This window comes from Saccharothrix violaceirubra (assembly GCF_014203755.1).
Lineage (GTDB): Bacteria > Actinomycetota > Actinomycetes > Mycobacteriales > Pseudonocardiaceae > Actinosynnema > Actinosynnema violaceirubrum.
In genome coordinates this window covers 5,446,169-5,468,393 of the sequence record NZ_JACHJS010000001.1, presented here as the reverse complement: position 1 = coordinate 5,468,393, position 22,225 = coordinate 5,446,169, and the positions used below count along the sequence as shown (strand labels likewise).

The 22,225-nt window shown below is 71.5% G+C and carries 24 protein-coding genes; 9 read left to right on the top strand and 15 right to left on the bottom strand.

The genetic code is table 11. The features are described 5' to 3' along the window. Nucleotides 1-20 precede the first annotated feature (20 nt). Nucleotides 21-1,961 carry an Hsp70 family protein gene (locus F4559_RS24935; protein WP_184672593.1) on the top strand — a complete coding sequence of 647 codons (1,941 nt, stop codon included), beginning with the start codon at nt 21-23 and terminating at the stop codon, nt 1,959-1,961. A gap of 20 nt (nt 1,962-1,981) precedes the next feature. Beyond that, on the top strand, nt 1,982-3,217 hold the full coding sequence (locus F4559_RS24930) for an MFS transporter (protein ID WP_184672591.1): 1,236 nt from the start codon (nt 1,982-1,984) through the stop codon (nt 3,215-3,217). On the opposite strand, the gene F4559_RS36110 is transcribed toward F4559_RS24930, so the two are convergent. Both F4559_RS36110 and F4559_RS24925 read right to left on the bottom strand, forming a co-directional pair. Continuing rightward, the gene (locus F4559_RS36110) at nt 3,218-3,346 is read right to left on the bottom strand and encodes a hypothetical protein (RefSeq protein ID WP_281386356.1); all 129 of its coding nucleotides are present in this window, start codon (nt 3,344-3,346) and stop codon (nt 3,218-3,220) included. It lies immediately after the preceding gene. 9 nt (nt 3,347-3,355) lie between these two features. Further along, entirely contained in the window at nt 3,356-4,195 is an 840-nt protein-coding gene (locus F4559_RS24925) for a LysR family transcriptional regulator (RefSeq protein ID WP_184672589.1), read from the bottom strand. Between the two features lie 87 nt (nt 4,196-4,282). Here F4559_RS24925 and F4559_RS24920 point away from each other — a divergent pair, with 87 nt between their 5' ends. Next, nucleotides 4,283-4,750: a cupin domain-containing protein gene (locus F4559_RS24920; protein ID WP_184672586.1), complete on the top strand. Its 468-nt coding sequence runs from the start codon at nt 4,283-4,285 to the stop codon at nt 4,748-4,750. 44 nt (nt 4,751-4,794) lie between these two features. Continuing rightward, nucleotides 4,795-5,568 (top strand): phosphotransferase, encoded by a 774-nt coding sequence (locus F4559_RS24915; protein ID WP_184672584.1) that lies wholly within the window; start codon nt 4,795-4,797, stop codon nt 5,566-5,568. Between the two features lie 81 nt (nt 5,569-5,649). On the opposite strand, the gene F4559_RS36830 is transcribed toward F4559_RS24915, so the two are convergent. The 4 genes from F4559_RS36830 to F4559_RS24895 form a co-directional block, all read right to left on the bottom strand. Beyond that, a complete protein-coding gene (locus F4559_RS36830) occupies nt 5,650-6,438 on the bottom strand; it encodes a regulatory protein RecX (RefSeq protein WP_376774659.1) in 789 nt (262 codons plus the stop codon). 692 nt (nt 6,439-7,130) lie between these two features. Further along, a complete protein-coding gene (recA, locus tag F4559_RS24905) occupies nt 7,131-8,174 on the bottom strand; it encodes a recombinase RecA (RefSeq protein ID WP_184672582.1) in 1,044 nt (347 codons plus the stop codon). Between the two features lie 152 nt (nt 8,175-8,326). After that, on the bottom strand, nt 8,327-8,521 hold the full coding sequence (locus tag F4559_RS24900) for a DUF3046 domain-containing protein (protein WP_184672580.1): 195 nt from the start codon (nt 8,519-8,521) through the stop codon (nt 8,327-8,329). A gap of 13 nt (nt 8,522-8,534) precedes the next feature. Next, nucleotides 8,535-9,233: a YqeB family protein gene (locus tag F4559_RS24895; protein ID WP_221447370.1), complete on the bottom strand. Its 699-nt coding sequence runs from the start codon at nt 9,231-9,233 to the stop codon at nt 8,535-8,537. 44 nt (nt 9,234-9,277) lie between these two features. Between F4559_RS24895 and F4559_RS24890 the strand changes: the two genes are divergently transcribed. Next, nucleotides 9,278-9,913 (top strand): HAD family hydrolase, encoded by a 636-nt coding sequence (locus F4559_RS24890; protein ID WP_184676174.1) that lies wholly within the window; start codon nt 9,278-9,280, stop codon nt 9,911-9,913. Here the strand turns inward: F4559_RS24890 and eda are convergent. After that, the gene (eda, locus tag F4559_RS24885; protein WP_184672578.1) at nt 9,898-10,524 is read right to left on the bottom strand and encodes a bifunctional 4-hydroxy-2-oxoglutarate aldolase/2-dehydro-3-deoxy-phosphogluconate aldolase; all 627 of its coding nucleotides are present in this window, start codon (nt 10,522-10,524) and stop codon (nt 9,898-9,900) included. The two genes, F4559_RS24890 and eda, sit on opposite strands and share 16 nt — an antisense overlap. Beyond that, nucleotides 10,521-12,377 (bottom strand): phosphogluconate dehydratase, encoded by a 1,857-nt coding sequence (edd, locus tag F4559_RS24880; RefSeq protein ID WP_184672576.1) that lies wholly within the window; start codon nt 12,375-12,377, stop codon nt 10,521-10,523. The genes eda and edd overlap by 4 nt, the downstream gene beginning before the upstream one ends. Before the next feature lie 229 nt (nt 12,378-12,606). On the opposite strand from edd, the gene F4559_RS24875 reads away from it, so the two are divergent. The 4 genes from F4559_RS24875 to F4559_RS24860 all read left to right on the top strand — a co-directional run bounded on the left by F4559_RS24875 (nt 12,607) and on the right by F4559_RS24860 (nt 16,376). Then, on the top strand, nt 12,607-12,897 hold the full coding sequence (locus tag F4559_RS24875) for an Rv0250c family protein (RefSeq protein WP_184672574.1): 291 nt from the start codon (nt 12,607-12,609) through the stop codon (nt 12,895-12,897). A gap of 87 nt (nt 12,898-12,984) precedes the next feature. Continuing rightward, nucleotides 12,985-13,746 (top strand): succinate dehydrogenase subunit SdhC, encoded by a 762-nt coding sequence (gene sdhC, locus F4559_RS24870; RefSeq protein ID WP_184672572.1) that lies wholly within the window; start codon nt 12,985-12,987, stop codon nt 13,744-13,746. 10 nt (nt 13,747-13,756) lie between these two features. Beyond that, on the top strand, nt 13,757-15,628 hold the full coding sequence (locus F4559_RS24865) for a fumarate reductase/succinate dehydrogenase flavoprotein subunit (protein ID WP_184672571.1): 1,872 nt from the start codon (nt 13,757-13,759) through the stop codon (nt 15,626-15,628). Between the two features lies 1 nt (nt 15,629). After that, on the top strand, nt 15,630-16,376 hold the full coding sequence (locus F4559_RS24860) for a succinate dehydrogenase/fumarate reductase iron-sulfur subunit (RefSeq protein ID WP_184672569.1): 747 nt from the start codon (nt 15,630-15,632) through the stop codon (nt 16,374-16,376). A 38-nt stretch (nt 16,377-16,414) separates the two neighbouring features. Here F4559_RS24860 and F4559_RS24855 read toward each other — a convergent pair whose 3' ends face one another. From F4559_RS24855 to F4559_RS34605, 7 genes are all read right to left on the bottom strand, one after another. Further along, nucleotides 16,415-16,774 carry a MerR family transcriptional regulator gene (locus F4559_RS24855; RefSeq protein WP_184672567.1) on the bottom strand — a complete coding sequence of 120 codons (360 nt, stop codon included), beginning with the start codon at nt 16,772-16,774 and terminating at the stop codon, nt 16,415-16,417. Nucleotides 16,775-16,778: 4 nt separating this feature from the next. Beyond that, nucleotides 16,779-17,489, bottom strand: coding sequence for an SDR family NAD(P)-dependent oxidoreductase (locus F4559_RS24850; protein ID WP_184672565.1), 711 nt, complete (start codon nt 17,487-17,489; stop codon nt 16,779-16,781). 36 nt (nt 17,490-17,525) lie between these two features. Then, nucleotides 17,526-18,950, bottom strand: coding sequence for a WGR domain-containing protein (locus tag F4559_RS24845; protein WP_184672564.1), 1,425 nt, complete (start codon nt 18,948-18,950; stop codon nt 17,526-17,528). A gap of 629 nt (nt 18,951-19,579) precedes the next feature. Continuing rightward, nucleotides 19,580-19,897 (bottom strand): hypothetical protein, encoded by a 318-nt coding sequence (locus F4559_RS24840; RefSeq protein ID WP_184672562.1) that lies wholly within the window; start codon nt 19,895-19,897, stop codon nt 19,580-19,582. 87 nt (nt 19,898-19,984) lie between these two features. Continuing rightward, nucleotides 19,985-21,334 carry a hypothetical protein gene (locus tag F4559_RS24835; protein ID WP_184672561.1) on the bottom strand — a complete coding sequence of 450 codons (1,350 nt, stop codon included), beginning with the start codon at nt 21,332-21,334 and terminating at the stop codon, nt 19,985-19,987. A 67-nt stretch (nt 21,335-21,401) separates the two neighbouring features. Then, a complete protein-coding gene (locus F4559_RS24830) occupies nt 21,402-21,818 on the bottom strand; it encodes a type II toxin-antitoxin system VapC family toxin (protein WP_184672560.1) in 417 nt (138 codons plus the stop codon). Beyond that, a complete protein-coding gene (locus F4559_RS34605; protein WP_221447368.1) occupies nt 21,818-22,210 on the bottom strand; it encodes a hypothetical protein in 393 nt (130 codons plus the stop codon). Before F4559_RS34605 ends, F4559_RS24830 begins: the two co-directional genes overlap by 1 nt. Nucleotides 22,211-22,225 lie beyond the last annotated feature (15 nt).

Here is a 22,225-nt window from a genome sequence, read left to right as displayed (position 1 = left end):
CTGTGGCAGCATCTGCACCCATGCGCGTGCTGTCCATCGACCTGGGCACCTCCAACACCGTCGCGGTCCTCGCCGCGCACGGTCGGCCGCCCCGGGTGGTCGAAGTGGACGGTTCGGCGACCATGCCGTCGGCGGTCTACTGCGAGGAGGACGGCACGCTCGTCGTCGGCCGCGACGCCGAACGCCGCGCCCGCCTCGACCCGTCGCGGTTCGAGCCCAACCCCAAGCGCCGCGTGGACGAAGGCGCCCTGCTGCTCGGCGACAACGTCGTCCCCGTCACCGACGCGCTGGCCGCCGTGCTGCGCCGCGTGCTGGACGAGACGACCCGCCAGCTCGGTGCCGCCGCCCTCGACGAGATCCGCCTCACCCACCCCGCCGAGTGGGGCGCGACCCGGCGCAACGTCCTGCTCTCGGCGGCCAGGCTCGCGGGTCTGACCGGCGAACTGGTGCTCGTGCCCGAACCCGTGGCGGCGGCGTCGCACTACGCCTCGCTGGCGGTCGGGCAGGCGCTCGCGGTCTACGACCTCGGCGCGGGCACGCTGGACGTGGCGATCGTCGGCGCGACGCAGAACGGCTTCGCGGTGCTGGCCGACGACGGCCTGCCCGACCTGGGTGGCCTCGACGTCGACCAGGCGTTGCTGGAACACGTCGGCCGCCAGGTCTCCCACCGCGACCCGGCCGCGTGGCAGCGGCTGCTGCGCCCGGACTCGACCGCCGACCGCCGTGCCCGACGCGCGTTGCAGGAGGACGTGCGCGCGGCCAAGGAGTCGCTGTCCCGGCACCCGCACACCGAGGTGCCGATGCCGGAACCGTTCGAGGACGTGCTGGTCAGCCGCTCGGACCTGGAAGCGCTGATCAAGCCGAGCCTGCTGCGCAGCGTCGAGCTGCTGGCCGCGACGATCCGGTCGACGGGCATCGCGCCCGAGCATTTGGCGGGCATCTACCTGGTCGGCGGTTCGAGCCGGATCCCCCTGGTCGCGTCCATGATCGCCGGGCACCTGCGGGTCGTGCCGACGAGCCGGGACCAGCCCGAGACCGCCGTCGCGCTCGGCGCGCACCACGTGCCCAAGGACGGCATCGGCCCCCGCCCGCCGAAGCCCGCCTCGGCGGAGCCCGCCACGGTCGTGACCACGTCGGTCACGCCCGTGGTCGGCGGTCCGCGCCCGGTCGGCCCCGCCGTGGGCGGCCCGCACCCGACGACCCCCGCCGCCGGCCTGCCCCACCCGGCCAACCCGGCGGCGAGCGGTCCCTACCCGGTCAACCCGGCCGTGAGCGGCGCGCACCCGGTCAACCCCGCGATGAGCGGTCCGTACCCGGTCAACCCGAACACCAGTGGCGCGTACGGCATCGACCAGCAGGTGTTCAACTTCCCCAGCGTCGGCGACCGGCAGACCAAGCCGCGCGGCAAGAGCCCGCGCAAGGCGTGGATCGCGCTCGGTGCCGCCGTGGCCGTGGTGCTCGCCGTGGTCGGCGGCATCTACGCGTTCGCCGGTCAGGGCATCCCCGACGCCCAGGAGTGCAAGACCGACCTGGCGAAGGACGCCCAGGGCTTCACCCACTGCCTGCGCCAACTCGCCGGCGCCGTGCCCGACACCGCGACCTGTAAGCCGGGTGCGGTCGAGGGTGCCGGCCTGGACGCGATCAAGGGCACCGTGATCAGCTGCTCGCTGCGTGACGACTACACCGTGCAGTACGTCCTCACGGACACGGTAACCGGCGCCGAACAGGGCGCGGACGCGGTGGTGCGCTCGCTCAAGTCCGACATCGTCCAGGCGGACTGGGCGGGCAACGGGCTGGCCGGCCGGTACCGGTCGGCGGCCGGCGACGGCGTCGGCCTGCTCGTGTTCACCAGCGCGGGCCTGCCGGTGTTCGGCATCGTCACCAAGAGCAGCGGTGGCGACGACCTGACCGCCGACGGCATGGCCGACTACTTCGAACGCACTGTTCAGCCCGGCACGTGACATCGGGCAAGCTCTCGGACATGACGACCGTCGACGTGGTGCAGCGCAAGGTGTTGCGGGTGCTCGCGGGCACGCAGGTGCTCGGCTCGGCCGGGGTGACCATCGGCCTCACGGTGAGCGCCCTCGCGGCGGCCTCGCTGTCCGGTTCGGACACGGTCGGCGGCGTCGCCCAGACCAGCGCGGTGCTCGGCTCGGCGTTGTTCGCGCTGCCCGCCGCCCGGCTCGCGGCCCGCAGCGGCAGACGTCCGGCGCTGATCGCCGGGTACGGCATCGGCGCGCTGGGCGCCGTGTGCGCCGCGATCGGCGTGATCACGGAGTCGTGGCAGGTGGTGGTGGCCGCGCTGCTGCTGTTCGGTGCGGCCGGTGCCGCCAACCTGTCCACCCGCTACGCGGCGGCCGACCTGGCCGACCCGAGCCGGCGGGCCCGGTCGATGGCGCTGGTCGTGTGGATGGCCACGGTCGGCGCGGTGGCGGGCCCCAACCTGGCCGAGCCGGCCGGGAAGGTCGCGCGGGCGCTCGACCTGCCGGTCAACGCCGGACCGTTCCTGCTGTCGGCCGTCGTGTTCGCCGCCGCGGGGGTGTTCGTGCTCGCCCTGCTGCGGCCCGACCCGTTGACCATCGCCCGCTCGCGTGCCGCCGTGGTCACGCCCGCGCACTGCGCCGGTGGCGTGGCCGACACGCGCGGCTCGTGGCAGGTGTGGCGTTCGCTGAGCGGGCAGGCCCGGCTCGCGCTGTCGGCCATCGCCCTGTGCCACACGGCGATGGTCGGCCTGATGTCGATGACGCCCGTGCACATGAACCACGCGGGCTCGTCGCTGAGCGTGGTGGGCATCGTGATCAGCCTGCACGTGGCCGGCATGTACATCGCGAGCCCGGTGTTCGGCTGGCTGGCCGACCGGGTGGGCCGGGTGCCCGTGCTCGCGATCGGCAGCGCACTGGTCGTCGCGGCGGCGGCGATCGCGGGCATGGCCGAATCGCACGACGCGCCGCAGCTCGCGATCGGCCTGACGGTCCTGGGGTTCGGCTGGTCCGCCGGTCTGGTGTCGGGGTCGGCCCTGCTCACCGAGTCGGTGTCGCCGGACGACCGGCCCGCCGCCCAGGGGCTGTCCGACCTGCTGATGAACGTGGCGGGCGCGGCGGGCGGCATCGCGGCGGGCGTGGTGGTCGCGACGTGGTCGTTCGCCGCGTTGGGCCTGGTCGTGGGCGTGACCGCGCTGCCGCTGCTGGTGGTCTGCCTGTTCGCGGCGCTGCGCTGATCACTTCCGCCGGTCGGACCGCAGCGCGCGGACCCCGAGCACGATCGACACGACCAACCCGAGCACGACCGCGATGTCGACGGCCGTCCACACCCACGCCGGGGCGTCGAAGTCCTGAAGCAGCACCATCGTACGAGGTTAGCCCGCCACCCCCACGATCTCCCGGACGACGGCCGTCTCGCCGCCGCGCCGCCACACCAACCCCCACTCCACCGCGGGCGCGTCGACGACGGGGAGGAACGCGACGCCGGGCCGGGCGAAGTACTCGGCGGCGTGGGCGCCCAGCGGGCACACGCCCTCGCCGTCGGCCACGGCCGCGAGCAGTTCCTGGAACGTGGTCACGTCCCGGCCGTGCTCGACCGGGTGGCCGGCGGGTGTCGCGTCCATCCGGAACGCGGCCCGGAACACCACGTCCCGGGCGAGGTCGTCGAGCGTGACCTCGGGTCGTCGGGTGAACGGGTGCGTGCCGGCCACGGCCAGCACGAGAGGCTCGGTGAACACGACGGGACCCGCGACGAGGTCGACTTCGTCGACCGGGAACAGCGTGACCAGCACGTCCACCTCGTCGTGCCGCAGGAGCCCGAACGGGTCGGCGAAGTCGGCCTCCCGCATCCGGACCTCGGCGCCGGGGTTGCGCCTGCGGTAGCGGCCGAGCACGTGCGGGACGAGGTCGGCGACGGCGGGTGCCTGGAAGCCGATGCGCAACAGCGAGGTGTCCCGGGCCGCTCTCACGGCCCGGTCGACGCCCTCGGTGATCCGCTGGAACGCGGGGCCGACGTCGTCGCGCAGCCGTCGGCCCAGCGGCGTCAACTCGACCCGGCGGCTGGTGCGGTCGAACAACGGCGCACCGATCCGGCGTTCCAGGTCTTTGACGGTCTGGCTGACCCGGGCCTGGGACACGTGCAGGCGTCGGGCGGTGCGTCCGAAGTGCAGTTCTTCGGCCAAGGTCAGAAAGATCTCCAGGTCCCGACGCTCCATGAGCGCAGGATATCCATAACTCCAGGGTTATCGTTGCCGATGGTTTCCGTCGTTGTTCGGAGGGTGATTCCAGGCGAAGCTTGAGTCATGGAAAAGCCGCTGATCGTCCGCTCCCCGGAAGCCGAACTCCTCGACGCCGACCCGTCCGCGACGGTCACCCTGCTGGCCGACACGGCGACGGCGACCGCCAACCGCTCCCGCTTCGCCGCCGGGGCGAACGGCGCGCCGCCGCACTTCCACACGAAGGCCACCGAGCTGTTCTTCGTCGTGTCCGGCAGCCTCGACGTCCTGCTCGACCAGGAGGTCCGGACCCTGGCCGAAGGCGACTTCCTCCTGGTGCCGCCGGGTGTGCACCACGCGTTCGGCGCGACCTCGGGGAAGGACGCGGACGTGCTCTTCGTGTTCACGCCGGGCATCGGCCGGTTCGACTACTACCGCCTGCTCGACCGCGTGCAGCGGGGACAGGCGGACCCGGCCGAGATCGGCGCGTCCCAGGACCGGTTCGACAACCACTACGTCGACAGCCCGACCTGGACGCGGCACCGCGTCGGCTAGGAAAGCGGTGGCAGGACTTCGCCGGCGCCTGCCAGGGTGGCCGCATGGGAAACGACGAGGTGCCACTCCACGGCGGGAACATGAGCGCCGGGGTGGTCCGGGTCGGGCGGACCGTCCGCCGTCCCAGCGGCCCCTGGACGCCGGCCGTCCACGCACTTCTCGACCACCTGCACGCGGTCGGGTTCACCGCCGCGCCGAAGCCGTTGGGCATCGACGACCAGGGCCGGGAAGTGCTGAGCTTCGTCCCCGGCGACGTGGCCTGGCCGGAACACTTCGGCCTGCTCGACCCCGACGACCGCCTCGCGCGCGTCGCCCGGATCGTCCGCGACTTCCACGACGCGGTCGCCGACTTCGTCCCGCCGCCGGACGCGCACTGGCAGGTCCTCATCCCCGCCGACGGCGCCGACATCATCGCCCACCACGACCTCGCGCCCTGGAACCTCGTCGTCGGCGATCCGCACTGGGCGTTCATCGACTGGGACACGGCCGCGCCGGGCACCCGCCTGTGGGACGTCGCGTACGCCCTCCACGGCTTTGTCCCGTTGTCGGCCGATCCCGAGTGGAATCGGGCGGACGCCGGTCGCCGCATGCGCGTGTTCGTCGACGCCTACGGCTTGGACGAGACCCGACGCCGTGAACTCGTCCTGCTGCTCGCCGCCCGCACCCGGTCCATGTCCACGTTCCTGGCCGCGCAAGCCGCGGTGGGACGGCAGCCGTGGACGCGGTTGTGGCACGAGGGGCACGGCGAGGCATGGCAGGCCGACGCGGACTACATCGACCAACGCACTCGCGAGTGGGAAAACGCGTTGCTCGGCTGAGTGCCCGCCGATGGTGACAGGTAGACGCCCGATCGTCGGAGTGCGTCCCCGACCCCACCGAAAGCGGGTCCTGTCCCGGGATCAGTCCGGGAACGGCTCGTCGTCGACGTCCTGGAGTTCGTCGCGGACCACGCGGTAGGCGAGTCCCTCGGCGTAGCCCTTGCGGGCCAACGCGGCCACCAGGCGGCGGAGCTTGGTCCGGTCGTCCAGGGCGGACATGGCGCGCAGCTTCTTGCGCACCAACTCCCGGGCCCGTTCGCGCTCGGCGTCCTCGTCGACCGCCGCGACGGCCTCGGCCGCGACCTCGTCGGAGACGCCCTTCTGCCGCAACTCGCGCGCCAACGCCCGGCGCCCGAGCCCGTGATGCGTGTGCCGGGACCGGACCCAGACCTCGGCGAAGGCCGCGTCGTCGATCAACCCCGCCCGGTCGAACCGGCCGAGCACGTCCTCGGCCGTGCCGGGGCCGATCCCCTTGCGCGCCAAGGCGTCCCGCAGCTCGACCCGGGTACGCGCCCGTGCGGTGAGCAACGCGTAGCAGATGTCGGTGGCCCGCCGTCGCTCCGCGGCCGGGTCGACCTCGCCGTCCGCCTCCGGTGCGGCCCGTCGACCGTGACTGTCCGAAGTGGACTTCCCAGTGGCACGCCGGTCTGCCCGCGCCCACCCCTCCCCCTCGGCGGCCGGGCCACGACGAGGGGATGAGCCGACCCCGGGTACGGCGGAAGCCCAGGGGTCGTCCTCGTCCCGACTGTCCGACCGTGCGGTCGGGTCGGGTACGGACACCGCCGTGCCGGGCGCCACCGCCGCCCAGGGATCGTCGTCCCTGCCGTGGTCGCTCCCGTCGTCCTCGAACTCGTCGACCAATTTCCCCACCGGACGAACCTCGGTCCCGGCCTGGCCGGGACATGTCCCTGTCGGCCGTCCACCGGCCGATTCTTTCCGACGTGGCAGCACGCCGGCCTGCCGAACAGGCCCGGCCCGACTGCCTGTCGGACCCCGCCGCCGGACGAAGCACCCACTGGTCCGTCGACACCGGCACCCGTCCGGACCGCCTTGCCTGCCGGGATCGCAGCCTGCCGGACCGCCTTGCCGGTCAGGCCGCCTCGCCTGTCGGACCAGGTCGAGACCGGCTCGGTCGACCCGCCCGCCGGTCGATGTCCGTCCGGATCGGCCTGCCGGACCCGGTCGAACCGCCCGCCCGTCGGTCACGGGCGAGACCGGCCTTGGTTCGAACCGCCCGCCGGTCGGCATCGGGTCAGGATCGGCGTCGGTTCCACTGGCTGTCGAACGGTTCCGCGTCGCGGGGCCGCCTGGTGCGGGTGGCCGGCGTCCGTCCGGATCGCTCCGCCTGCCGGCCTCGGTCGAACCGTCGGCGTCGGCCGGGACCGGTGTCGGTCCGACTGTCTGCCGACCGGGCTCGACATCGTCCGGACCGCTCGCCGGAACCGGCCAGGTGGGCACCCGCCGTGACCGGATCGCCCGCCGGTCCGAACCGGCCGGGGTCGACCCCGGCCGCGACCGGACCGCCTGCCCGTGCGAACCTCACCCCGCCCGAAGGCGGCGGATCAGAAGTCCACGGGAGCGGCGGCCGTCTCCTCGGACTCCAGGGTCGCGCCGATGCCGAGCTTCTCCTTGATGCGCTTCTCGATCTCGTTGCCCACGTCGGGGTTCTCGCGCAGGAACTTGCGGGCGTTCTCCTTGCCCTGTCCCAGCTGGTCGCCCTCGTAGGTGTACCAGGCGCCGGACTTGCGCAGGATGCCCTGGTCCACGCCCATGTCGATCAGCGAGCCCTCGCGGCTGATGCCCTGGCCGTAGAGGATGTCGAACTCGGCCTGCTTGAACGGCGGGGCCACCTTGTTCTTCACGACCTTGACCCGGGTCCGGTTGCCCACCGGCTCGCCGCCGTCCTTCAGGGTCTCGATCCGGCGCACGTCCAGGCGCACCGACGCGTAGAACTTCAGCGCCTTGCCGCCCGTCGTGGTCTCCGGCGAACCGAACATCACGCCGATCTTCTCGCGCAGCTGGTTGATGAAGATCGCCGTGGTGCCGGACGAGTTCAGCGCACCCGTGATCTTGCGCAGCGCCTGGCTCATCAACCGGGCCTGGAGGCCGACGTGGTTGTCGCCCATCTCGCCCTCGATCTCGGCCCGGGGCACCAGTGCCGCCACCGAGTCGATCACCAGGATGTCGAGCGCGCCGGAGCGGACCAGCATGTCCGCGATCTCCAGCGCCTGCTCGCCGGTGTCGGGCTGGGAGACCAGCAGCGCGTCGGTGTCCACGCCGAGCTTGCGCGCGTACTCCGGGTCGAGGGCGTGCTCGGCGTCGATGAACGCCGCGATGCCGCCGTTGCGCTGCGCGTTGGCCACGGCGTGCAGCGCCACCGTCGTCTTACCCGAGGACTCCGGACCGTAGATCTCGACCACGCGGCCCCGGGGCAGCCCGCCGATGCCGAGCGCGACGTCGAGCGCGATCGCGCCGGTCGGGATGACCTCGATCGGCGCGCGGCCCTCCTCGCCGAGCCGCATGACCGAGCCCTTGCCGAACTGCTTGTCGATCTGGGCCAGGGCGAGTTCGAGGGCCTTGTCGCGGTCGGGTGCCTGGGGTGCCATCTGGAATCCACCTCGGTTGTCTGAAGGTCGCTGTGCGATGTCGGGGCCGACGGTACGGGTGGGGTCCGACATTTTTCGGCGGTGACCGTGCCGGCCGCGGGGATGGTCACCCGGTAGTGTCGGGCAGTGTAGCCGAACAGGTGTTCGAGACGTCAGCGCCGGTGTTCGGGCACCTCGAACGCGTCGCACACCGCGACCCAGATCTCCTTGGCCGGGATGCCCTCGTCCAGAGCCTGGTCGGGAGTACGCCCCCCGAGCGCGGACAGTACGTGGTCACTGGCCATCAGCTCTGCCCTGACCTGGCCGAACTCGTTCGCCATCAGCTTGCGGAACACCGTGTTGCGCACCGACGCGAGGGTACTACCGGCCGGTGGTGCGCCAGAACTGCCGCTTCTTCTCGTCCCGCACGACCACGCCCAGCCGGGCCAGCTCCGCGCGCAGGTCGGCCGCGTCGTCCTTCTTGTCGTCGCGCAACGCCCTGGACCGCGCCTTGAGCAACGGCTCCGCGCCCACCGGCAGACCCGGCACGCCTTCGATCCACCGTCGGTACTCGGCGGCGTGCGGGTCGCCGGGCAGCCACGGGTAACCGTGCGCCCGGAACGCCTCCTCCAGGTCGGACGCCCTGAGGTCCGACGTCTCACGCGCCAGTTCGCCGCCGTCCACGCCGAGCAGGACCAGTTGCTTGCCCTCGACGAACACGCCGCTGATCGCGCCGCGGTCGTACGCGTGGTCGTGGTCGTCGCGCGCCAGCTCGACGTGGTCGTCGGCGACTTCGACGCGCAACCGCTCGACGGCGGCCAGCAGGGAGATGAACAGCCCGCCCAGCACGCCCGCGCCGAGCGCGGCCACGGTGTCCCAGGGCGAGGGGATCGACGAGATCAGCCGGAAGATCCCCTGCGCGGGCGCCCACTCCAGCGCGGCGACCCACCCGGAGATCAGCTCCACTCCGAACAGCAGGGCCGCGCCGAGCAGCGGGAAGACCACCCACACCAGCCCGACCTGCCAGCCGGGCTCGGCGACCGTCGTCCTGCGCGTCGAATCCATGATCTTTCGGAACACCCCCGCCCGGATCATAGGGGCAGACGTAGGGTGGCGTGGTGGGGATGGAAACACGGCACGTGGTGTGGGACTGGAACGGCACGCTGTTCGACGACAACCATGCCGTGCTCGCGGCGGTCAACCGGGTGTGCCGCCACTACGGCAGTCCCGAGATCACCATCGACCGCTGGCGCGAGACGTTCAGCCGCCCGCTGCTCCAGTGCTACGAGGGACTGCTGGGCCGGTCGCTGTCGGACGACGACTGGGCGTTCATCGACGTGATCTTCCACGAGGAGTACCACGCGTTCGTGGACGCCTGCGGCCTGGCCGAGGGCGTGGAGGCGTTGCGTGAACGCACCTCCCACACGCAGTCGCTGCTGTCCATGTACCACCACGACAACCTCGTCCCGCTGATCACCCGGCACGGCATCCACGACCTGTTCACCCGGGTCGACGGCCTGCGCGCGGTGGGCTACGGCTCCAAGGCCGAGCACCTCGTGCGCCACCTCGACGCCCAGGGCCTTGACCCGGCGGCCGTCGTGCTGGTCGGCGACGTCGTCGACGACGCGGAAGCCGCGGAGCACGCCGGGACGCGGGTGGTGCTGGTGACCACCGGCGTCACCGACCGCCGCCGACTGGAGGCGACCGGTGCGCCGGTGGCCGACTCGATCGCCGGCGTCCTGCGCTACCTGGACAGCTGAGCCGCCGCGCGGGCCAGTTCCTCGATCCGGTCGAAGTCGCCGGCGGCCAACGCCGACGCGGGCGTCAGCCACGACCCGCCGACGCAGCCCACGTTCGGCAGCGCCAGGTACCGGGACGCGGACTCGACCGTGATGCCGCCCGTGGGGCAGAACCGCAGGGACGGCAGCGGCGCCCCCACCGACTTGAGGAAGTCGACGCCGCCGGACGCCTCGGCCGGGAAGAACTTCAGCGCCGTGATGCCGCGTTCGGCCAGCCGCAACGCCTCCGACACGGTGGCCGCGCCGGGCAGGAACGGCAGTCCGGTGTCGAGCACGGCGTCGATCAGCCGGTCCGTCGACCCGGGTGTGACCAGGAACGACGCCCCGGCCTTGCGGGCCAGTTCGGCCTGTTCGGGCGTGGTCACGGTGCCAACACCGAGCACGATCTCCGGCACCTCGGCGGCGATCCGCTCCACCGCGGCCGGCGCGGCGGCCGTGCGCAACGTCAACTCGATGACCTTGATGCCGCCGCGCAGCAACGCCCGTGCCAGCGGCACGGCGAGGTCCGCGTCGTCGAGCACGACGACCGGGACGACGGGGGACAGGTCCAGCAGTTCCGCGCCGGTGGTCACCGGGACACCTCCTGAGTGGTCCGGCCCGCGAAGTGCGAGGCCGCGATCGGGCCGAACACGCTCGCGCCCCGATCGGCCGGGCCGACCGCGTGGCGCAGCGCCCCGAACAGTTCACGCCCGGTGCCGACCCACGCGTCCGCGCCGGGCGGGAAGTCCACCGGCTCGCGAACGGCCAGGTCGGCGAGCACCTCCAGCGTGCCGGTCACCGCGTCCAGTCGCACCGGGTCGCCGTCGCGGACCAGGGCCAGCGGTCCGCCCACGGCGGCCTCGGGCGTCACCTGGATCGCGGCCGGGATCTTGCCCGACGCGCCGGACATGCGGCCGTCGGTGACCAGGGCGACCTTGAAGCCCCGGTCCATCAGCACGCCCAGGGCGGGCACGAGCTTGTGCAGTTCGGGCATGCCGTTGGCCCGCGGACCCTGCTGCCGCACCACGACGACGACGTCGCGGTCCAGTTCGCCCGCCTTGAACGCCACACCGAACGCCTCCTGCGAGGTGAACACGCGGGCGGGCGCCTCGACGACCCGGTGCTCGGCCGCGACCGCCGACACCTTGATCACCGCGCGCCCGAGGTTGCCGGACAGCGTGCGCAGTCCGCCGTCGCGCGCGAACGGGTCCGTCGCGGGCCGCAGCACGTAGGTGTCCAGCGAACGCCCGGGGCCGTCACGCCAGGTCAGGGCGCCTTCGACGAGCACGGGCTCGCGCCGGTAGCGGCCCAGGCCCGGACCGGCGACCGTGCGCACGTCCTCGTGCAGCAGGCCCGCGTCCAGCAGCGTGTCCACGAGGAACTGCACGCCGCCGGCGGCCTGGAAGTGGTTGATGTCCGCGCTGCCGTTGGGGTAGACGCGGGTCAGCAGCGGCACGACCGAGGACAGGTCGTCGAAGTCGTCCCAGGTCAGCTCGATGCCGGCGGCCGACGCGATCGCGACCAGGTGCATGGTGTGGTTGGTCGACCCGCCCGTGGCCAGCAGCGCCACGACGCCGTTGACCACGGCCTTCTCGTCGACGACGTGGGCGATCGGGGTGTACTCGTCGCCCCGGGAGATCTCGACCGCGCGTCGGGCGGCCTCCTCGGTCAGCGCGCGGCGCAGCCTCGTGCCGGGCGGGACGAAGCTCGCGCCCGGCAGGTGCAGGCCCATCACCTCGACGACGAGCTGGTTGGAGTTGGCCGTGCCGTAGAACGTGCAGGTCCCGGGGCTGTGGTAGGACGCGGCCTCGGCGTCGAGCAGGTCCTCGCGGGTGGCCTTGCCCTCGGCGTAGAGCTGGCGGACGCGGGCCTTCTCCTTGTTCGGCAGGCCCGAGTGCATGGGACCGGCGGGCACCAGGATCGCGGGCAGGTGCCCGAACGACAGCGCGCCGATCAGCAGACCGGGGACGATCTTGTCACAGACGCCCAGCAGCAGGCCCGCGTCGAACATGTCGTGCGACAGCGCCACGGCCGTCGCCATGGCGATCACGTCCCGGCTGAACAGCGACAGCTCCATGCCCGCCCGGCCCTGGGTGATGCCGTCGCACATCGCGGGCACGCCGCCCGCGAACTGGGCGACGCCGCCGGCCAGGCGGGCCGCGCCCTTGATCCAGTCGGGGTACTCGTGCATGGGCTGGTGCGCGGAGAGCATGTCGTTGTAGGCGGACACGATCGCGACGTTCGGCCGGCGGTTCGCGCGCAGCAGGTCCTTGTCGCCGCCGGTGATGCCGGCGAACCCGTGCGCGAGGTTGCTGCACGCCAGGTCACGGCGGGTGGGACCGTCCTGCGCGGCCAGGGTGACGCGGTCGAGGTAGGCGGTTCGGGAGGCGGCGCTGCGGGCGGCGATGCGGGCGGTCACCTCGGCGACGACCGGGTGCGTGGTCATGGCTTCGCTGTCTCCGGGAGTGATCACGGGCCGTGGTGGCGGCCCGGTGGGACGACAGCGCTGGCGTCACACGGATGGACGTTGCAGCACGCACAGTATTCCACGACACATGATCGTCACAAAAACGATTCAGTATCCGGGACGGCGCGCCGATACTTGTGGTGCTTGTCACAGGCGCGCGGACCGGGCAGAGTCGTGTGCCGAACCACACACCGGGAGGTGCTTGACGGTGACTTCCTCCGAGATCGTCGAGCTGCGCCGCACGCTCGGCCGGCTCCGCCAGTGCGTCGGCGGAATGCGTGCGCGGTACGGCGACATCGCCGCCGTCCGCAGGCTGGTCAACGACCTGGAGCGCCTCGACATCGACGTGACCGAACTCGGCGAACTCGACGACGCGCCCCGGCCGCGGGAAGCGCCCCGGGTGGGACGTGAGGTCGTGGTGGTGCCCGAGGCACCCTACGACCCCAGGCTGTGGCACGACGCCGACGACGAAGGACTCGGCGGCTACCGCCGCACCTGACCGACCACGAGCCGGCCCCCGCGAGCGCGATCGCGGGGGCCGGCTCGGTTTTCGCTCCCACCACAACGACGTGGAACGAGGTGAGGTATGAGGGCGCAGATCGACCGGCGGACACTGCGGACGGACCGGTGGTGGCTGCCGCCGTTGGTCACGGCCGTCGGGCTGCTGTTGATCTCGATCTACGCGGCGGCACGCACGTTCATGGGCGAGTACTACTGGGTCGACGAGTACCACTACCTGACACCGATGTACTCGCCGTGCCTGAGCCAGGAGTGCCTGCCCGCCGCGGCGCACTTCGGCCGGCCGTTGCCGGAACTGCCCGGGTTCCTCACACCGCCGGTCGTGATCCTGCCGTTCCTGCTGGGCTTCCGGGTGACCTGCTACTACTACCGCAAGGCGTACTACCGGGCCGCCTGGCTGTCGCCGCCCGCGTGCGCCGTGGCCGAGCCGCACGCCAAGTACACGGGCGAGACCCGTTTCCCGCTCATCGCGCAGAACCTGCACCGGTACTTCTTCTACGCGGCGTCGATCCTGCTGCTGATCAACGTCTACGACGCGTTCTACGCGCTGGGTACCGGACTGGGCCTGGGCAACATCGTGCTGCTGGTCAACGTCGGCCTGCTCGGCGCCTACACGCTCTCGTGCCACTCATGCCGGCACATCGCGGGTGGACGCCTCAAGCACTTCTCCAAGCATCCGATCCGTTATCGGATGTGGACGTTCGTCTCCAAGCTCAACGCCCGGCACATGCAGCTCGCCTGGGCGTCGCTGATCTTCGTCTGTCTCACCGACCTCTACGTCGCGCTGGTCGCCTCCGGCACGATCGCCGACCCGCGGATCATCAACTAAGGAGCCCGTTTTGCCCGAGGTGGAACGGCAGTCGTTCGACGTCCTCGTGATCGGAGCCGGCGGCGCGGGGCTGCGCGCGGCCATCGAGGCCCGGGAACACGGGATGCGGACCGCCGTGCTGTGCAAGTCGTTGTTCGGCAAGGCGCACACCGTGATGGCCGAGGGTGGCATCGCGGCGGCGATGGGCAATGCGAACTCCAACGACAACTGGCAGGTGCACTTCCGCGACACCATGCGCGGCGGCAAGTTCCTCAACGACTGGCGCATGGCCGAACTGCACGCCAAGGAGGCACCGGACCGGGTCTGGGAACTGGAGACCTACGGCGCGTTGTTCGACCGCACCAAGGACGGCCGGATCAGCCAGCGCAACTTCGGCGGCCACGAGTACCCGCGCCTGGCCCACGTCGGCGACCGCACCGGACTGGAGCTGATCCGCACCCTCCAGCAGAAGATCGTCTCGCTGCAGCAGGACGACTTCGCCGAGACCGGCGACCACGAGTCGCGGCTCAAGGTGTTCGCCGAGTTCACGGTCACGGACCTGGTGCTCGACGGCGACGTGGTCGCGGGCGCGTTCGGCTACTGGCGCGAATCCGGCCGGTTCGTGCTGTTCGAGGCACCGGCCGTGGTGCTGGCCACCGGCGGCATCGGCAAGTCGTTCAAGGTCACGTCGAACTCGTGGGAGTACACCGGCGACGGGCACGCGCTGGCCCTGCGCGCCGGGGCGTCGCTGATCAACATGGAGTTCGTCCAGTTCCACCCGACCGGCATGGTCTGGCCGCCGTCGGTGAAGGGGATCCTGGTCACCGAGTCCGTGCGCGGCGACGGCGGCGTGCTGCGCAACTCCGACGGCAAGCGGTTCATGTTCGACTACATCCCCGAGGTCTTCAAGGACAAGTACGCCGTCGACGAGACCGAAGGCGACCGCTGGTACACCGACCCGGACCACAACCGCCGACCACCGGAGCTGCTGCCGCGGGACGAGGTGGCCCGGGCGATCAACGCCGAGGTCAAGGCGGGTCGCGGGTCGCCGCACGGCGGCGTGTTCCTGGACGTGTCGACGCGGCTGTCCGCCGAGGAGATCGTGCGCCGGCTGCCGTCCATGCACCACCAGTTCAAGGAACTGGCGGACGTCGACATCACCGCCCAGCCCATGGAGGTCGGGCCGACCTGCCACTACGTGATGGGCGGCGTGCGGGTCGACCCGGACACCGGTGCGTCGAGCGTGTCGGGCCTGTTCGCGGCGGGCGAGGTGTCGGGCGGCATGCACGGGTCCAACCGGCTCGGCGGCAACTCGTTGTCGGACCTGCTGGTGTTCGGCCGCCGTGCCGGCGCGGGCGCGGCGTCCTACGTCTCGGGGCTGTCCGCACGTCCGACCTGCTCCGCCGAGGCGGTGGAGGAGGCCGCCCGGGTGGCGTTGGCGCCGTTCTCCGGCGAAGGCGGCGAGAACCCGTACACGCTGCACATGGAGTTGCAGCAGTCGATGAACGACCTCGTGGGCATCATCCGCCGGGCGTCGGAGATGGAACAGGCGTTGGCACGCCTGGAGGAACTCAAAGCGCGGGCGTCGTCCGTGACGGTCGAGGGGCACCGGCAGTTCAACCCGGGCTGGCACCTGGCCCTGGACCTGCGGAACATGCTCGTGGTCAGCGAGTGCGTGGCGCGGGCCGCGTTGCTGCGCACCGAAAGCCGGGGCGGGCACACGCGGGAGGACCACCCGGTCATGGCGGCCGACTGGCGTCGGAAGTTGTTGGTGTGCACGGTGTCCGGCACATCGGTGTCGGTCGTCGAACAGCCGCAGATCCCGATCCGGCCGGACCTGTTGGCGTTGTTCGACGAAGCCGAGCTGCGCAAGTACCTGACCGCCGCGGAACTGGAGGGCTGACATGGGCTACCAAGGGCACTTCCGGGTCTGGCGCGGCGACGCGTCGGGCGGCGGTCTCCAGGACTTCACGGTGGAGGTCAACGAGGGCGAGGTCGTCCTCGACGTGATCCACCGGTTGCAGGCCACGCAGACGGCCGACCTCGCGGTGCGGTGGAACTGCAAGGCGGGCAAGTGCGGGTCGTGCTCGGCGGAGATCAACGGCCGGCCGCGGCTGCTGTGCATGACCCGGATGTCGGTGTTCGCCGAGGACGAGGTCGTGACCGTGACGCCCATGCGCACGTTCCCCGTCATCCGGGACCTGGTGACCGACGTGTCGTACAACTACGAGAAGGCCCGCGAGATCCCGGCTTTCTCCCCGCCGAAGGGCGTGGCGCCGGGGGACTACCGGATGTCGCAGGTCGATGTCGAGCGGTCGCAGGAGTTCCGCAAGTGCATCGAGTGCTTCCTGTGCCAGGACACCTGCCACGTGATCCGTGACCACGAGGAGAACAAGGAGGCGTTCGCCGGTCCCCGGTTCCTGATGCGGATCGCGGAACTGGAGATGCACCCGTTGGACGAGGCGGACCGCCTGGACGCCGCGCGGACCGAGCACGGTCTGGGGCTGTGCAACATCACCAAGTGCTGCACCGAGGTCTGCCCCGAGCACATCAAGATCACCGACAACGCCCTGATCCCGTTGAAGGAACGGGTGGCCGACCGCCGCTACGACCCCGTCGTGTGGCTTGGTAACAAGCTGTTCCGCCGCTAGCCCGCGAGTCCTCCACTCCGACACCCTGAAAGACGCACTCAGACACCCACGATCGAGTGGTGGGCGAGGGCGTTCGCCAGGCGGGTCCGGATTTCGAGCTGGGCGGCGATCCTGCGGTCGAGCGCGGCGAGGCGGTCGTGGGCGACGCGCAGACCTGCCGGTGACGGCGACGTGGTGGCCACGTCGCCGTCCAGGCAGGACTCGAACGCCGCGACGTCCTCGAGCGTCAGGCCCGCGTCCAGGAAGTGGCGGATGTTGCGCACGCGGGTGATCGCGGCGGGGGAGTAGACGCGGTAGCCGTTGGACGCGCGTGCCGAAGCGATCAGACCGGCCGCCTCGTAGTGCCGCAACGCCCTCGGGGTCGTGCCGGTCGCGCGTGCCAACTCGCCGATCCGCATGCCGTCACGCTACGACGGCGCCTCCGTCGACCGGAAGCACGACGCCGGTCACGAACGTCGAGCCGATCAGGTTCGCGATCGCGTCGGCGACCTCATCAGGCGTGCCGACCCGACCCAGCGGGGTGTGGGCGATCTGCCAGTTCCGCAGCGCCTGTCGGCGTTCGGCCGGCAGGCCGTCGGCGATCGGGGTCTCGATCGCGCCGGGAGCGACCGCGACCACGCGGATGCCCCGAGGGGCGAGTTCCACGGCCCAGCTGCGGGTGAACGAGTCCAGCGCGGCCTTCAGCCCGGCGTAGACCGAACTCTCCGGCCAGCCGCGTTGGCCGATCGCCGTGCTCACGTTGCACACCACGCCGCCGTCCGGCATGGCGCGGACGGCGGCGGACGTGAGCAGCAACGGCGCCAACAGGTTCGTCGCGAACAGGTCCAGCGCGGTCGAACGGTCGACCGCGTCGAGCCTGCCCGGCCGGGCGATGCCGGCGTTGTTGACCAGCACGTCCACTCGGCCGAACCGGTCGACGACCTCGGTCACGATGCCCTCGGGGTCGACGGTCACGTCGGCGGCCAGCGGGTGGATGTCCAGGCCCGCGGCGGTCTCGGCGAGCGGTTCGGGGCGTCGGCCGACGGCGACGACGCGTGCGCCGCCCTTCGCCAGTCGGCGGGCCGTCGCCCGGCCGATGCCCGAACCCGCTCCGGTGACGATCACGATGTCCATGCCCGTGATCGTCCGACCCTGCCGCCAAGGGCAAGGTCAACGGATGCGCTTGATCTCCCCTCGGGCGCGGTAGAACGAGCCGCTCGCCGACGTGAGCACCTCGGACACGAGGTAGCGGGCGCCGGGAACCCGGATCTGCTTGGGGAACTGCACGCCCCACGACCGGTTGTAGCCGTCGGACACCACGTGCACCCTGATCCGGCCGCCTTCCTGGGTGCACTCGACGACGACACCCTCGCCCGCGTCCACGTGCGAGACGATCTCCACCTCGGCGGTGGCCTCGACGCGTTCGATCGCACCGGCCTTGATGTCCTGGCGCTGCGGCAGTTGGCCCTGCTCGGCGGCGTGCACGGCGGCCGGGCTCGCGTCGACGCACGCGAGCGAACCGTCGGTGGTCACGAGGTAGAGGCGCTCGTCGCGGTACTGCATGGAGAACGCGGAACCGCAGCCCGTGGCCAGCTTCCACAACCGCGTGCCGTCGGCGGCGAAGCAGTAGACGGACGACTGGTTGTCACCCGCGAACACGAACTCGCCGTCGGGCGAGGTGGCGCACGAGAACACGGCCGCGTCGCACACGTAGACGCCGGTCTCGCGGCCGTCGGACTTGGCGAACCGGTGCACCCGCGACCGGCTCGTGCCCGCGAACACCTCGGTGCGCTCCTGCCAGCCGAACAGCACACTGCCCACGGTGTCGGAGTGCCAGACCCGGTCACCGCGCTCGGAGTAGCGCGTCACGCCACCGGAGTGCCCGTGGAAGACGCCCTCGTCGGAGCAGCGCACCATCCACGCGCTGTCCCCGTTGGCCGGGCGCGACCACTGGAACTCGTCCTCGTGATCCACGACCGTGACGCCGCCCTTGCGGTCGGAGACGCCGAGCACGCCGTCGTGGATGTCCAGCCAGTAGATGTCCACGTCGTCGGCGATCTCGTAGGCGACCCGGGGGACCTTGGCGCCCAGGTCGTAGACGTTGCCGTCGTCGCAACCGGCGTAGATCCAGAAGTCGTCGGCCACGATGCACTTGACCGAGTCGGGCAACCCGAACCGCCCGGTGACCCGGCCGTCGTGGGTGAGCGTGTAGACGTCCCCGTTCTCGTTGCCCACCCAGGCGTGGTCCTCGCCGATGAAGATGCCGAACGCGGGAGCGCCGGACGCGAACCGCCACAGGACGGGGGCCTGGCGGGCGGTCGAGCGGGTGCTCACGATCTGCCGGCGGCTCACCGCTCTGCGCTGGCGCATGCCCTTCACTGCCGGGGCGTAGCCCTTGCGCACCTTTTCGCCGATCTTCTTCTCGGCGGCCTTGACCGCCTTGTCGTGGTCGGCGAACGAGGCGGTCCGGATCTGCCCCTGCTCCCCGATCCGACCGTAGGTGATCGTGACCTCGGTGCCGTCGACCCGCACCTCGTAGAACTTGTGCGCCCCACCGCCCGTTTCGGACAGTTCGAGGTACGTCGTGCCTGACATGTGCTCGCTCCCTGGGCTCCGCGTGGACTGAGCACAAGCTAGCGACCACCACCGACAAAACGGGGTCATGTGGGTTGATCAGCACATTTCGAACCTCACCCCCGCCTGCGCGGGGAAGACAGGGCCTGCCCGACGGGGAGTTCGCGGATCTGGGGACCACCCCCGCCTGCGCGGGGAAGACTGCTGGGGCGCGCGTGCGCTTGGTCGTGGGTGGGGACCACCCCCGCCGGCGCCGGGGAAGACGAGTACGCGGTGTGCGTTCCCATCGACGATGCCGACCCCCCCGCCTGCGCGGGGAAGACGCTGCGCGGCGGCCGGCCATCTCGGCACGACATCGGACCACCCCCGCGTGCGCGGGGAAGACGTGTCGGCCGGCCCTTCGCCCTCACCGTCGGGCGGACCACCCCCGCGTGCGCGGGGAAGACGGCACGGAGCCCAGAAATGGCGAACGCCCCCCGGGACCACCCCCGCGTGCGCGGGGAAGACTCGCGGTGGCCCGAGCCCGTGTACTCCCAGTGGGGACCACCCCCGCGTGCGCGGGGAAGACGCTTCCTGACCTGGCACTTTATCGCGCGTCACCCGGTTTTCATTCGGTTCCGTCGAGGCGGAGGCGACACGACCACCCCACCTCACCCGTGATAGAGGGCGTCACGCCGATGCCGTGCGGGCACCACGTCCTCCAGCCCGGCGACCCGGGCCAGGTACAGCTCACGCCGAAGCCGTCGGCGTGCCCGACGCTCCTGGACCTGGGCGCGGTCACGGACGTCCGAGTCGTTGCGCCCACGCGGAAAACGGTGGACCGCCACCCGGCGGCGGATCAGCCGGGGACGAGGGCGTTCGCCCCGCGCCTCGGCGAAGCAAGCGTGGTCGTAGCGCAGGTCGACCACGACGATCGAGCGCCACGGCCGAGACCCCTCGACCGTGCGGGGATGTGCGGTGCGGGACATGGGACTCCCCCGGAGTACACCGCTCGGGACCTTCCCGGCGGCAACTACCGGAAGCCCAGGGGTCCACGTGCACGCATGCGATCCACCCTAGTCGAGCGAGCAGTACAGCAGCCGTCCCAGATCCGTGCCCACCACGACCTTTCCCCGACCCGCCAGGCCCACCGCGAGCGGAATCCCGTGGTCCGCCAGCGGGAGTCGGGCGATCTCGGCCCCCGTCCCGCTCGACAGCACCGTGAGATCACGGCCGATCGTCGCCACCCACGTGAACTCGGCGTCGGCGTCCGATGCGAGCGCGCGGGTCGCGGTGGTCGTCACCCATTCCGCCGCCCCGTCCGGGTACGAGCGGCGGACGACGAAACCGCCGACCGTTCCGCACGCCCGGTGCACCTGACCGGTGTGCACGAGGGACGGGCGGTCCGGCAGGTACGCGCCGACACCGCCCGACAGGCGGGCGTCGCGCTCCTCGTCCCACTCCAACGGGAACAGCGGCCCGCTCGACACGCCGACGACCCACCTGTCCTTCACCACCAGCAGGTCCGGCGCACGAGCGATGTCGAACAGGCCGTTGACGGCATCGGTCCGGCCCAGGTCGACCGTGCCGCCGTCGAGCAACTGCCCGACCGGGTGCGCGTGGCTGTGCACCAGAACGCGTCCGGTCATGGTGGAGGTCAACACGATGGGATGGTCGAACGTCCGACGGGACGACACCACGCCGTCCAGGGACACCCGCAGCACCACGCCGTCCGCCGACTGGTTCACGATCAGGCCGTCACCGTCGACCACGATCTGGTGAGCCGCACCCTCGACAGTCCACAATGGACCTGGCTGGTCGAGGCAGGCGAGACCATCCGCACCGGCCACGAGAACCCGCCCGTCGGACAGGGCGCGGACCGCGTGGATCGCCCCACGGCCCGGTGTCCCGGGGTCGTCGTCCGGATGCGGAGGGATGGGGATCAGGACGTGCGTGCGCACGTCAGGCATCCCTTCCCAGTCGATCGTGTACCTGGTGGCGGCCTCGGCGCCGTCGAGTTCGAACGGCGGTGCGGCATCGGCGACCAACGTCCGGTCGACCCACGCCAACCGGCGCACGTTCTCGTCGAGCACCGTGTGGACGTCGCCCGTGGTCAGGTCCAGCCACGACAACCGCCCGTGATGCCGATAGCCGCCGTCGTACTGCCCGGCCGCGAACACCAGCACCGGCGACGTGGGGTGGAAGGTCACCGCGTTCACCGCCCACGGCAGGTCGACCGCGTGCAGCTCCTCCGAGCCCCGGTACACCCGGAGGACGTACCTCCAGGGAGTCCCTTGCCGCCCATGCCACCAGGACGTGCCGACCCGTTCGACGACGGCCGCGAAACCATGCCCGACCGCGACCCGGGTAGGCCGCCCGGACCGGTCGGCGCCGTACACGCGGTCGACGGAGATACGCGCGCTCACCGGCGCGTGGAGAACTCGATTCCGTAGATCATGGAATCCAGTCTGCCACGAGAACCTTGCCCGACGGTCAGATGTGCACGACCACGACACGCTGTTCCTTGGCCCGCTCAGGCTCCTCGACCAGACGTTCCCAGTCGTCGGGGTCGCTGGTCAGCAGCACCACGGGGCGCCCCTGCCGCAACGCGGTCGCCGCGACCATCGCGTCGATGGCGCAGCGATGCCCGGACAGCCCGGTCGAGCCCAGGAGTTCTCCGGCGGCGCGTCCGAGTTCCGGGGTCACGGGCGTGACGACGATCCGGGACAGCACGCGATGCACCGCGGTGTCCCGGTGACCGCCGCGCAACACCTCGGCCAAGGTGACGGCGCTGACGACGACGCGCGCCCCGCGGGTCCGCGCGGTCTCCAGGTAGGCCCGTGCCCGGGAGTCGCCGGCCGCGATCTTGACCAGGCCCTCGCTGTCCAGGACCAGCGTTCCGCCGCTCATCACTCGACGTCCGGCCACGCCGCTCCAGCCTCTGCCAGGAACTCTTCGGGCACCGCGCCGTGTTCCTCGGCGAGCAGTGCGGCCAGATCGCCCAGCAGGTCCAACTCCAACTGGCGTGTGACGGCCTCGGTGACGTACTGGCTGAACTCGCCGCGTCCGACCCGCCGTTGGACCGCGACCGTCAGCTCTTCGGGCATGGACACGCTCACCTTGCGTGCGCGTCCCAACGGACGCTCGTCGTGGCCGTGTTCGGTACGAGCCGTAGACGCGAACGCCTCGGGTGCTTTCCCCTCGTCGTGCAGGAATCCCAGCTGTCTGGCGAGCCTCGCGACCGAGTCGGCCCGGCCCGGGTGCGGGCGGGCACTCTCGTCGGCGGGGTCGCGAGCGGTCATGACTTGATGCTACCA

Coding starts and splice junctions, on each gene's coding strand:
- F4559_RS24935 (WP_184672593.1), top strand. CDS start 21: ATGCGCGTGCTGTCCATCGACCTGGGCACCTCCAACACCGTCGCGGTC.
- F4559_RS24930 (WP_184672591.1), top strand. CDS start 1,982: ATGACGACCGTCGACGTGGTGCAGCGCAAGGTGTTGCGGGTGCTCGCG.
- F4559_RS36110 (WP_281386356.1), bottom strand. CDS start 3,346: ATGGTGCTGCTTCAGGACTTCGACGCCCCGGCGTGGGTGTGGACGGCC.
- F4559_RS24925 (WP_184672589.1), bottom strand. CDS start 4,195: ATGGAGCGTCGGGACCTGGAGATCTTTCTGACCTTGGCCGAAGAACTG.
- F4559_RS24920 (WP_184672586.1), top strand. CDS start 4,283: ATGGAAAAGCCGCTGATCGTCCGCTCCCCGGAAGCCGAACTCCTCGAC.
- F4559_RS24915 (WP_184672584.1), top strand. CDS start 4,795: ATGGGAAACGACGAGGTGCCACTCCACGGCGGGAACATGAGCGCCGGG.
- recA (WP_184672582.1), bottom strand. CDS start 8,174: ATGGCACCCCAGGCACCCGACCGCGACAAGGCCCTCGAACTCGCCCTG.
- F4559_RS24890 (WP_184676174.1), top strand. CDS start 9,278: ATGGAAACACGGCACGTGGTGTGGGACTGGAACGGCACGCTGTTCGAC.
- edd (WP_184672576.1), bottom strand. CDS start 12,377: ATGACCACGCACCCGGTCGTCGCCGAGGTGACCGCCCGCATCGCCGCC.
- sdhC (WP_184672572.1), top strand. CDS start 12,985: ATGAGGGCGCAGATCGACCGGCGGACACTGCGGACGGACCGGTGGTGG.
- F4559_RS24860 (WP_184672569.1), top strand. CDS start 15,630: ATGGGCTACCAAGGGCACTTCCGGGTCTGGCGCGGCGACGCGTCGGGC.
- F4559_RS24855 (WP_184672567.1), bottom strand. CDS start 16,774: ATGCGGATCGGCGAGTTGGCACGCGCGACCGGCACGACCCCGAGGGCG.
- F4559_RS24850 (WP_184672565.1), bottom strand. CDS start 17,489: ATGGACATCGTGATCGTCACCGGAGCGGGTTCGGGCATCGGCCGGGCG.
- F4559_RS24845 (WP_184672564.1), bottom strand. CDS start 18,950: ATGTCAGGCACGACGTACCTCGAACTGTCCGAAACGGGCGGTGGGGCG.
- F4559_RS24840 (WP_184672562.1), bottom strand. CDS start 19,897: ATGTCCCGCACCGCACATCCCCGCACGGTCGAGGGGTCTCGGCCGTGG.
- F4559_RS24830 (WP_184672560.1), bottom strand. CDS start 21,818: ATGAGCGGCGGAACGCTGGTCCTGGACAGCGAGGGCCTGGTCAAGATC.
- F4559_RS34605 (WP_221447368.1), bottom strand. CDS start 22,210: ATGACCGCTCGCGACCCCGCCGACGAGAGTGCCCGCCCGCACCCGGGC.